At 65.7% G+C, this 1,183-nt stretch carries 1 protein-coding gene; it reads right to left on the reverse strand.

What is annotated here, in order from left to right; translation table 11 throughout:
- Positions 1-196: 196 nt before the first annotated feature.
- On the reverse strand, positions 197-1,183 hold a 987-nt coding region (locus EBE87_RS28330; RefSeq protein ID WP_199726530.1), incomplete at its 5' end, for an IS110 family RNA-guided transposase.

Genomic DNA, 1,183 nt, shown 5'->3' on the forward strand with positions numbered 1-1,183 from the left:
CATGATGGGGGTCAGGGATGGGGCGCCGCGATGTTTGAGGCGGCCTGATCTGGCGGTATGCGCCTGACCGGCCAACGGGCTCTGCGCGGTCGCCTCCACCCACCGTCCCGGCAGGAACAGCCTCTCCGCCGGGGCGGAGCCTAGGTGGTAGAGCGCGGATCATGCCATCTTGGTTTCCTCGCGCGTCCACCAGAACTCAGTGCCGTCCACTCAGATGCAGCGCAGGGTTCGAGGCACTGCCTCGGATCGTAATCTTGCGGGCGAGCGCGATGCGCGCCTTCTTGGGTCCGATGCGCTGCATGAGGCGCATGCCCCAAGCCTCGAGCGGTGAGAACCGCCCCACCTTGGTCAGCAGCACGTTGGCTGCCTCATAGAGGCAGGTGCGGGTGAACGCATCTCCGCACTTCGAGATGCGGCCGTGCCGGTCGGTCTCACCGGATTGGTAGCGGGTTGGTGTCAGCCCCAGATAAGGTCCAACATCGCGGGCATGCTTGAACCGCTCTGGTTCGTCGATGGTGGACAAGAACGCGACCGCGGTGATCGGCCCCACGTTTGGCACCGCCATGAAGCGTTTCAGGGGCGGCTCGCTGCGCACGAGGCGACGGATGTCACGGTCGAGCGCTGCCACCTGGGCCACCACGTGCCGCCGCACCTCCGCAAGCCTTGCCACCAGGGCGCTGATCACCGGATAGCCCTTGGCCAACCTCTCGGCGCGACGCACCACGGCGTCGGTGTTGCTGAGTCCTAGGATCAGGCCGAAGGTCTTCAGCAGGCCACGTAACTGCGCGTCGAGGTCCGTGCGGATGTTGACCAGCCTGCGCCGGGCAGCAAGCAGCGCCAGGCGTTCGTGCGAGGTGAAGCTCTTGGCCACGACCTCACGGCACCAGCCCATCCGCAGGATCTCAGCCAGGCTGCGAGCATCGCTGCGGTCGGATTTGGCTGGTCGCATCAACAGCGCGGCTTGGGCGTGGCACGCATCCATGAGCACGACCGGCAGCTCAGCCGCCTTGAGGGTGTGGTAGAGCCATGGAGAGGTAGCATCTGTCTCAAGACCAACCTTCACCACCTCTGGTGCCTTGACCCGGGCGAGGCTGATCAGGATTTGGGATCTGCCGCGGCCTTGCCCTCGAACACCACGGCCTCCGCAACGTCGATCACGCGGACGCTGATCTCCTTGAGCGAG

The organism is Teichococcus wenyumeiae (assembly GCF_003696345.1).
GTDB lineage: Bacteria > Pseudomonadota > Alphaproteobacteria > Acetobacterales > Acetobacteraceae > Pseudoroseomonas > Pseudoroseomonas wenyumeiae.